Here is an 8,665-nt window from a genome sequence, read left to right on the forward strand (position 1 = left end):
GGAGGCGCAGGCGGCGCGGGCACGGGCGGTGGCGGGGGCGGCGGCGGCACCTCCGCCGCCAGCCTCCTCGCCACGACCGGGAACGGAAATGCCGGCGCCGATGGCGCGGCGGGCGGTGGTGGCGGCACGGGAAGTGGACTGGCGGGTCCCAATCGCTATAACGCCGGCGGTGCCGGCGGCAGTGCTGGCGGCGGCGGCCACGGCGGCTCGGAGTTCTTCGGCGAGGGCAAGGTTACCGGCGGTACCGGGCAGTCCAGCTGACGCAGACCGTCACCCTGCGCGGCAAGTCTCGCTCCGCGGGCGGCGCCGGCAGCGACGTTGCCACACCTCCCGGGGGTTTGCCGAGCGACTGTGGCAAGTTGTGGCAGGTTCGCGATCCGCGCAAGGGAGGAAGACTCCCCGAAACGTCTTCTGACCTGCGGTTTATCTGGTCGGGATGACAGGATTCGAACCTGCGACCCTTCGCTCCCAAAGCGAATGCGCTACCAAGCTGCGCCACATCCCGGTGGCCGCGGCGGCGACCAGCGTAGATACTACGGTCAGGCGCCTCCGCCCGTCGAGCGGCCCTATCCGGCCCCGGCCTGCGCACTCAGATCATCGTGAGTAGAAGTCGTGACCCCACCGGGCAGCACGGATATCGTCCGCTCGGTGACCTCTACCCTCGCCGGACGCGCCGACACCGTCGACTCCCCCGATCCCGCCGCACTGCGTCGGGTGGTCGCAGCGTCCCTACTCGGGACGACGATCGAGTGGTACGACTTCTTCCTCTACTCGACCGCGGCGTCGCTCGTGTTCAACAAGCTGTTCTTCCCCGGCACCAGCTCGTTCGTCGGCACGATGCTCAGCTTCGCGACCTTCGCGGTCGGCTTCCTCATGCGGCCGATCGGGGGGCTGGTGTTCGGGCACATCGGCGACCGAATCGGACGCCGCCGGACCCTCGCGCTGACCATGCTGCTCATGGGCGTCGCCACCGCCCTGATGGGTGCGCTACCGACGGCCGCCAGCGTCGGCATCGCGGCCCCGCTGCTGCTCCTACTGCTGCGGATCGTGCAGGGCTTCGCGCTGGGCGGCGAGTGGGCCGGCGCCGTGCTCCTCGCGGTCGAGCATGCGCCCGCCGGCCGGCGGGGCAGATACGGCGCCGTCCCACAGATCGGGCTCGCGTTGGGCCTCGGGCTCGGGACCGCCGCGTTCGCCCTGCTGCAGACGGTGTTCGACGGTGACGCCTTCCTGAAATACGGCTGGCGCATCGCGTTCGGTGTGAGCATCGTGCTGGTGGTGATCGGCGTGCTGGTCCGGCTCGCCGTCGACGAGACCCCCGCGTTCCTCGCGGCCGCCCGCACGCTGGACCGCAGTCGCGCGCCGATCCGGACGCTGCTCGCAGACCCGGTCAGCCGGCGCAACACCGTGCTCGGCTGCCTCGCGCGATGGGCGGAGGGCAGCGCGTTCAACACCTGGGGCGTATTCGCGATCACCTACGCCACCGCGTCGCTGGGCCTGCACAAGGTCCCTGTCCTGATCGCCGTCTCCATCGCCGCGGCGATCATGGCGTTCGTCATCCCGGTGTCCGGCGCGCTCACCGACCGGTTCGGGGCTGTCAGGGTCTACGGCGTCGGAATCGCGCTGTACACGATCGCGGTGATCCCGGTGTTCGCCCTGTTCGGCACCGGGTCCCTGCTGTGGTTCACGCTCGGGCTGATACTGGCGTTCGGCCTCATCCACGGCCTGTTCTACGGCGCGCAGGGCACACTGTTCGCCGAGCTGTTCCCCACCGAGATCCGGTACACCGGAATCTCCGTCGTGTACCAGTTCTCGGGAATCTACGCGTCGGGCCTCACGCCACTCATCCTCACGGCCCTGATCCACGGTGCCGGCGGAAAGCCGTGGACAGCGGCGTCCTATCTCGCCGTGACGGGCGTGATCTCCGTGGTCGCCACGATCTGGATCGGCCGAGTCCAACGCGCCGAGCGCTGAGCGGCCCGCCAGCGGTGCGTCGTCACCGGTGATCGTGTCCGGAAAGCGTCGCTACACGACGCTTTTTGGACACTCCTGGGGGTCTTCCTCGCGCACCGGCCGGTGCCGCTGCCACCGGAACACCAGATACACCACGATCCCCACCAGCAGCGCCCAGAACGCCGAGCCGATCCCTGCGATCGCGGTCCCCGACGCCGCGATCACGAACGCGACCGCCGCCGGGATGCGTGCGGACTCCTCTGCCATCGCCCCGGCCGCCGACGACGAGAACGCGCCCAGCAGCGCCACCCCCGCCACCGCCTGCACGACCCCTGCGGGTGCGTCCAATACCACGGCGATCAGCCCCGCAGACAGCCCCGCGAGGACCACGTAGACGCAGCCGGCGGTGAATCCCGCGACCCAACGCCGCTCCCGATCGGGATCCGCCTCGGGTGCCGCGGCGAGCGCGGCGGTGATCGCCGCGAGGTTGATCGCGTGGCCGCCGAACGCCGCCGCGGCCATCGACCCGACACCGGTGACCGTCAACGACGCGCGCCACGGGACGCGATACCCGTAGGTGCCCATCACCGCCACGCCCGGGATGTTCTGCGATGCCATCGTGACCACGTACAGCGGGATCACGATGCCGGTCACCGCCTGCAGCGTCACGTGCGGCGCGGTCCACGCGAGATGCGGTACGAACGCCGAAGCCCCCGGCGCGTGCCCACTGTGGATCAGCGACACCACGATGACCACGAGCGCAGCCACGAACGCCCCGGGCACCGCGAGCCGCGGCGCGAGCTTCAGCAGCACCAGCCAGACCAGCAGGACGGGTGCGATGGCCGCGGGATTGTGCGAAAGCCCCGTCACCGGTGCCATGCACAGCGGCAGCAGCACACCCGCCAACATCGCCTGGGCGATCGGCGCGGGAATCCGCGCCACCAGCGACGACAGGGCCGGCCACAACCCGGTGAGGACGAACAGCGCTCCCGTGACCACGAACGCCCCGACGGCAGCAGGCCAGCCGCCCGCGATCGCGCCTGTCGAGATCAGCAGCGCCGCACCCGGTGTCGACCAGGCGCAGGTGATCGGCATCCGGAACCGCCACGACAGCAGCAGGGCAGCGACGCCCATCGCGAGGCCGACGGCGATCAGCCCGGACGTCGCCTGCGCCGCGTCGGCCCCCACGGCGCGAAGCCCCGCAAGTACCACGGCGAACGACGATGTGAAACCCACGAGCGCGCACACGATGCCCGCGCCGATCGGCACGCCTATGCCCACGCGTTCAGCCATCACCACTCCTGTTCCGAATACAGAACGTTCTGACAACGGAACGTATCATGAAGGACCGAGGAGGCACCAGTGAATAAGGACGCACGCGCCGACGGCGCACCCGAGGTGGGCCGCCGACTGCGCGAGCTACGCGCCGAACGCGGCCTCAGTCTCTCCGAGCTCGCCCGACGCGCGAGCGTCGGCAAGGGTTCGCTCTCCGAGATCGAGGCCGGCGGACGCAATCCCACCATCGAGACGCTGTACGCGCTGTGCGGCCCCCTCGACGTCCCGCTCACGGCTCTGATCGGGGAAGCCCCGGGGATCGACGGTGCCGCCCACAGCGGGATGCGGACGGTCCTGCTCTCGGTGCGACATCTCCCGGCGATGACGGTCGAGGTGTTCCGGCTGGAGTTCCCAGCCGGAGCCGACCACGTCTCCCCCGCCCATGGCGACTCCGTGCGGGAGCACCTCACCGTGGTCGCCGGCCGCGTCCGCGTCGGGCTGCTCGGCGCGGAGTCCACGTTGGGTGCCGGTGAGTCCGTCAGCTGGACCAGCGACGGTCCGCACCGTTTCGCCGCCGTCGACGGCGGTGCCGAGGCGGTCGTCGTCATCACGACGCCGACCTGAACCCGGACGTCCTACCCGCGTCGCGGGACCCACCGGATCCGGTCGCGGGCAACGACCCAGCGACTGATCGGAGTGCGCAGTACGACGTCGACGAACAGCAGCGAGATCGCCAGGACCGCGGCCGCCAGCACTACGGTCCGCAACGTCGCGGACGCCGGGAACCAACTGCGGAGCAGGTCGAAGAAGCCTGCCCTGGCCAGGATGTCGAGCACCAGCGGATGGGCCGCGAACACACCGAACGCGCGGACCGTCGCATACGACACGGCACGCCGTCCGACGTGGCGCCCTGCGCTTCGCAGGTCATCCCAGAACATCGCCGCCACCCACAGCAGAGTCACACCGGCGACGAACCACGGCAGATACAGCGGGTTCCACGCGGTGGTCGCGCGCGGCGGCACGACCCCCGGATCGGTCGCCCGGACATACGCTCCGATGCTGAAGGCGCCCGACGCGACGGCCAGCAGGACGACCGGCACGAGATGTGCACGGAGCCAGGCCGAGACGGTGTCGAGATGCAGGGCGGCGAGCATGCCGATCGCCACGAACAGGGCGTACATCGGGAGCAGCTTCCACATGTGGTTGAACAGCGTGTCCCACGGCTCCGCACTCGGGCGCGGGACGTACTGGTAGAACGCGAAAGCGGTCAGTTGGATCGCGCCCGCGGCCGACAGGATCCACCACGGACGGTCTCCGGCTCGTGCCACGAGTCGCGACAGAACGGGGAACAGCAGGTAGACCTGCATCGAGACGAGCAGGAAGTACAGCTGGTACTTCGCACTGCCGGTAACGGCGGTGCGCGCCAGATCGCCGAGGAATCGACCGGGCGACGGGAACGGATCGCCCCCGACGAGGAGGTGGTCGGTGACCGAATACACAAGCGTCCAGACCAGGAACGGCACCACGATAAGCCCGAAACGCTTGCGCCAGAACTGCGTCGCCGTCATGCTGCGCCCACGCACGCTGAGCACCAGCACGAACAGGGTCACCGCCACGAATCCGTAGCGCGTGACGTGCAGCAGCACGGATGCCATCCCCGCTCCCCGAACCACGTCCGGGGTGTAGTCGATCGTGGTCACGCAATGGACCACCACCACCCCGAGGAACAGGACGACGCGTGTCAGGTCCGCTGGAAGCGCCCGCTCGGCCTCGGCGGCAGCGGGAGGGGCCGCCGGGACAGACTCTGTCGTCACCATCGTCGACACCACCCTGCAGACGCGCAGGGCGTGCGTCTCCACCCCGAACTACCGGACTTATCGTCCGGAATGGTACGCCCCGAAACCATGACAAGTCACCCGGGGGCGCGGCGTGTCGCGCCACGTCCGGTCGAACGAGCAGAGCCGCCATCGGCACGCGACATGCCGCAAGTCGACGACCCACCGTTGACTTTCGACATTTCTGTCAGTAGTTTCACGACTATGTCAATCAAGGCTGTGTCCGACGCCACACCGGGCGTGGTTCCCTACCCTGCCGCCGCGGTCGCGGAGTACCGGGCGGCAGGTGTCTGGCGGAATCGGAGCCTGCCGGACGAACTGACCTCCCGCTTCGCGGATTTCGGCGATCGCCCCGCCGTCGTCACCCCCGAGACGCGCTGGACGTACGCCGAGCTCGGTGCCCGGGTCGACGCCTTCGCGTCCGGCGTCCTCCGCGCCACCGCGCTCGAGCCGGGCGACCGGGTCATGTTCCAGCTCGGCAACGTCGCAGAGACCGTCGTCTGCTACCTCGGGGCGTTGCGGGCCGGCTTGGTGCCCGTCTGCACCCTTGCTCAGCACGGGCCGCGCGAGATCGAGTTGCTCGCCCGCCATGTCGGCGCCCGCGGACTGTTCACGCAGGGCGACTTCGGCGGCGGACGCCTGCTGCCGGTCGCCGTCGACCTGCTCGAGCGCGGGGTCGTCGCAGTGACCGTGGTGGTGCGCGGCGACGAGGGTGGCGGCACCGTCGGCTACCGCGGGATCATCGCGGCCGGCGACGAGCCGCCGACGACCCCCGATGTCGATCTCGCATCGGTCGCCGTCTTCCAGCTGTCCGGCGGAACGACCGGACTGCCGAAGGTCGCACCCCGACTACACGAGGAGTACACCTATAACTCCCGGGCGTGGGCGAGCGCCCTCGGCTGGTCCGAGTCGACCGTCGTGCTCTACCCGTTGCCGTTGCTGCACAACGCCGGAATAGCCCTCGCACTGCAGCCCGCGCTGCTCTCGGGCGCCACCCTGGTACTCGCCCCCAACGCCGACATCGACGTCCTGCTCGACCTGATCGAGACCGAACGTCCGACGACACTGCCGCTGGTCCCACCCGCCGTGGCGATCCGCATGCTCGATCACCCGCGTACGCGGTCGACAGACCTGACCTCGATCCGGCAGTACGTCGTCGGCGGGCAGAAGCTCGCCGGCGATGTCGCGCGGCGGCTTCTCGACGAGGTGCACCTCCCCCTCCGCCAGATGTTCGGCATGGCAGAGGGGATGTTCCTGGTGACCGACGAGGACGCGTCCGAGCAGGTCGTGCTCGACACCGTCGGGCGGCCGATCTCGCCGCTCGACGAGGTGCGCGTCGTGGACCCGATCTCCGGTGAGGATGCACCAGTCGGGGACCTCGGCGAGCTGTGGATGCGGGGTCCGTACACGATCCGCGGCTATTTCCGTGCGCCGCACCACAACACGACTGCCTTCTCCACGGACGGGTACTACCGGACCGGCGATCTCGGCCGGGTACACCGGATCGACGGGATCGACTACTTCTCGGTGGACGGCCGGATCAAGGATGTGATCAACCGTGGCGTGGAGAAGATCCATGCCGAGGAGGTCGAGGAGCTGATCCTCGAACACCCGGATGTGGACAACGCCGCCGTCGTCGCGATGCCGGACCGCGTACTCGGCGAGCGGGCCTGCGCCGTCCTGGTGATGCATCCCGGGAAGCCCCCGCTCACCGTCGAGTCGCTGGCCGCCCACCTCGCGGGCCAGGGCCTGGCCAAGTACAAGTTCCCCGAGCGCGTCGAGATCCGTACCGCGCTACCACTGTCGAATGTCGGCAAGGTCTCTCGGAAGACGCTGCGCGAGGACGTCTCTCGGATCGTCGAGACCGAGCCCGGCGCCTGATACCGACCACCACCCACCTAGGAGACATGATGACGCGACGAACCGTGGCGGTGATCGGCGGCGGGCCCGCCGGGCTCTTCGCAGCACGACTGATCAAGCGCAACGATCCGACGATCGACGTGACCGTGTACGAGCGCAACGGCCGCGACACCGCCACCTTCGGGTTCGGCGTGGGCCTGACCGAGGCGACCATGGTCAATCTGCGGCGCGCCGATCCCGAGACTGCGGACGGCATCCGCGCGATCAGCCGGTCCGGACACGACCTCAAGCTACGGCAGGTATTCGACGACGTGCCGCACGACGTGACCCTGCACGGCGCCCGCAACCTCGCCGTCGGGCGTGCCGAGCTGCTCGCCGTCCTCGACCGCGCGGCGCGCGCGGCAGGAGTGCGCGTCGAACACGGGTCCCGCGTCGCCGCAGTGGATCTCGACGCCGACGTCGTGATCGCCGCCGACGGTGTCCGGAGCGCGACCCGGGCATCGGTCGCCGACGACGTCGGGGTGCACGAGAGCATCGGGCGCGGCCGCTACATGTGGTGCGGCATCGACGTCGCGATACCCGACGCCTTCTTCTCGGCTCGGCGCCAGGGCGAGGCACTGTTCGTGGCCCACGCGTACCCGTACTCGGCGGACCATAGCACCTTCCTCCTCGAGGCCGACGAGACGACTTGGGAGGCGGCGGGTCTCGCCGAATTCGACGCCGGCACCCGGCCGGGCGAGACGGACGTCCGCAGCATCGCGCTCCTCGAGCACGTGTTCGCCGAGGATCTGCAGCACCGGCCGTTGCTCGGCAACCGCAGCCGATGGGCGCGATTCTCGACCATGGGCCTCGACCGGTGGTCGGCCGGGAACATCGTGTTCCTCGGCGACGCCGCCCACACCGCCCACTACACGCTCGGTTCCGGCACCAAGCTCGCCCTCGAGGACGCGATCGCGGTCGAACGCGCACTCCGGGAGTGCGGCGACCTGGAGGAGGCCTTCGCCGCGTACGAGACGGCCCGCCGGCCGGCGGTCGAGCGCTTCAAACAGCTCGCCGGGCGGAGTCAACGGTGGTGGGAGAGCTACCGACTGCGGGCGGATCAGCCCGCCGCGCTGCTGGCCCTGTCGTACATGACGCGTGCGGGCAACCTCACCGTCGCCGATTTCGCGCGCACCGAGCCGCAGACCGCCGCGGCCGCACTGCGCCGGCTGGGCGCCGAGCCGCCGTCCGACCCCGACGCCCTCGACGACTGGATCCTCGCCGCCGCTGCTACGGGTCCGAATGACGCACCGCAGCACCGGATCACGTGGTCCGACGCCGACGTATGGGGCGCCTGCGCGGACCGTGCCGTCGGCGGGATCCCCGTCGGGGCCGAGGCGGTCCTCGACGGCTCCGACGACCCGGTCGCGGTCGGCGCACGCATCGACCTCGCGGACCGCATCGGACTCACCACCGACCGCCGCACCACCGTGCGTCTCCCGGAGTCCGCCCGGGCCGCGGCCGCAGCGGCAGTGGCGACCGACCGCTGTGACGCGGTCGACCTGCGTCCGTGAGCCATCCCCTCCCTCGTCGCGCCGACCTCGGCGCGACGTACCACCCCCGGAAAGCGCGATATATCAGGCTCTCCTGACGCATCTGTGGGTGGCCGGGCGCGCCTGAACGAGCGCACGCCGTTCTCCGCCTAGGTTTCTGAGCTGTCGAGGAACAGGAACCAGGTGTCGAGGAGAACGGCGTGCGGGATGTCA

General features: G+C 70.1%; 6 protein-coding genes, 1 tRNA gene and 1 pseudogene. 5 read left to right on the forward strand and 3 right to left on the reverse strand.

All coding sequences use genetic code 11. The features are described from left to right. Positions 1 to 261: pseudogene (locus ABD908_RS25390) on the forward strand (hypothetical protein); the annotation flags it as partial. A gap of 167 nt (positions 262 to 428) precedes the next feature. On the opposite strand, the gene ABD908_RS25395 reads toward ABD908_RS25390, so the two are convergent. After that, a tRNA-Pro gene (locus ABD908_RS25395) sits at positions 429 to 505 on the reverse strand. A 143-nt stretch (positions 506 to 648) separates the two neighbouring features. On the opposite strand from ABD908_RS25395, the gene ABD908_RS25400 reads away from it, so the two are divergent. Beyond that, positions 649 to 1,971 carry an MFS transporter gene (locus ABD908_RS25400; RefSeq protein WP_345001332.1) on the forward strand — a complete coding sequence of 441 codons (1,323 nt, stop codon included), beginning with the start codon at positions 649 to 651 and terminating at the stop codon, positions 1,969 to 1,971. A 51-nt stretch (positions 1,972 to 2,022) separates the two neighbouring features. On the opposite strand, the gene ABD908_RS25405 is transcribed toward ABD908_RS25400, so the two are convergent. Next, complete coding sequence (locus ABD908_RS25405) at positions 2,023 to 3,243, reverse strand: benzoate/H(+) symporter BenE family transporter (RefSeq protein WP_345001334.1); 1,221 nt, start codon at positions 3,241 to 3,243, stop codon at positions 2,023 to 2,025. A 69-nt stretch (positions 3,244 to 3,312) separates the two neighbouring features. Between ABD908_RS25405 and ABD908_RS25410 the strand changes: the two genes are divergently transcribed. Then, positions 3,313 to 3,849 (forward strand): helix-turn-helix domain-containing protein, encoded by a 537-nt coding sequence (locus tag ABD908_RS25410; RefSeq protein WP_345001336.1) that lies wholly within the window; start codon positions 3,313 to 3,315, stop codon positions 3,847 to 3,849. 11 nt (positions 3,850 to 3,860) lie between these two features. Here ABD908_RS25410 and ABD908_RS25415 read toward each other — a convergent pair whose 3' ends face one another. After that, positions 3,861 to 5,042 carry an acyltransferase gene (locus ABD908_RS25415; protein WP_345001338.1) on the reverse strand — a complete coding sequence of 394 codons (1,182 nt, stop codon included), beginning with the start codon at positions 5,040 to 5,042 and terminating at the stop codon, positions 3,861 to 3,863. A gap of 222 nt (positions 5,043 to 5,264) precedes the next feature. Between ABD908_RS25415 and ABD908_RS25420 the strand changes: the two genes are divergently transcribed. Both ABD908_RS25420 and ABD908_RS25425 read left to right on the forward strand, forming a co-directional pair. Then, positions 5,265 to 6,941, forward strand: coding sequence for an AMP-binding protein (locus tag ABD908_RS25420; RefSeq protein ID WP_345001340.1), 1,677 nt, complete (start codon positions 5,265 to 5,267; stop codon positions 6,939 to 6,941). A 29-nt stretch (positions 6,942 to 6,970) separates the two neighbouring features. After that, positions 6,971 to 8,473, forward strand: coding sequence for an FAD-dependent monooxygenase (locus ABD908_RS25425; protein ID WP_345001342.1), 1,503 nt, complete (start codon positions 6,971 to 6,973; stop codon positions 8,471 to 8,473). The last annotated feature ends 192 nt before the right edge of the window (positions 8,474 to 8,665 follow it).

The organism is Tsukamurella soli, from assembly GCF_039541155.1.
GTDB lineage: Bacteria > Actinomycetota > Actinomycetes > Mycobacteriales > Mycobacteriaceae > Tsukamurella > Tsukamurella soli.

Coding starts and splice junctions, on each gene's coding strand:
- ABD908_RS25405 (WP_345001334.1), bottom strand. CDS start 3,243: ATGGCTGAACGCGTGGGCATAGGCGTGCCGATCGGCGCGGGCATCGTG.
- ABD908_RS25415 (WP_345001338.1), bottom strand. CDS start 5,042: ATGGTGACGACAGAGTCTGTCCCGGCGGCCCCTCCCGCTGCCGCCGAG.
- ABD908_RS25420 (WP_345001340.1), top strand. CDS start 5,265: ATGTCAATCAAGGCTGTGTCCGACGCCACACCGGGCGTGGTTCCCTAC.
- ABD908_RS25425 (WP_345001342.1), top strand. CDS start 6,971: ATGACGCGACGAACCGTGGCGGTGATCGGCGGCGGGCCCGCCGGGCTC.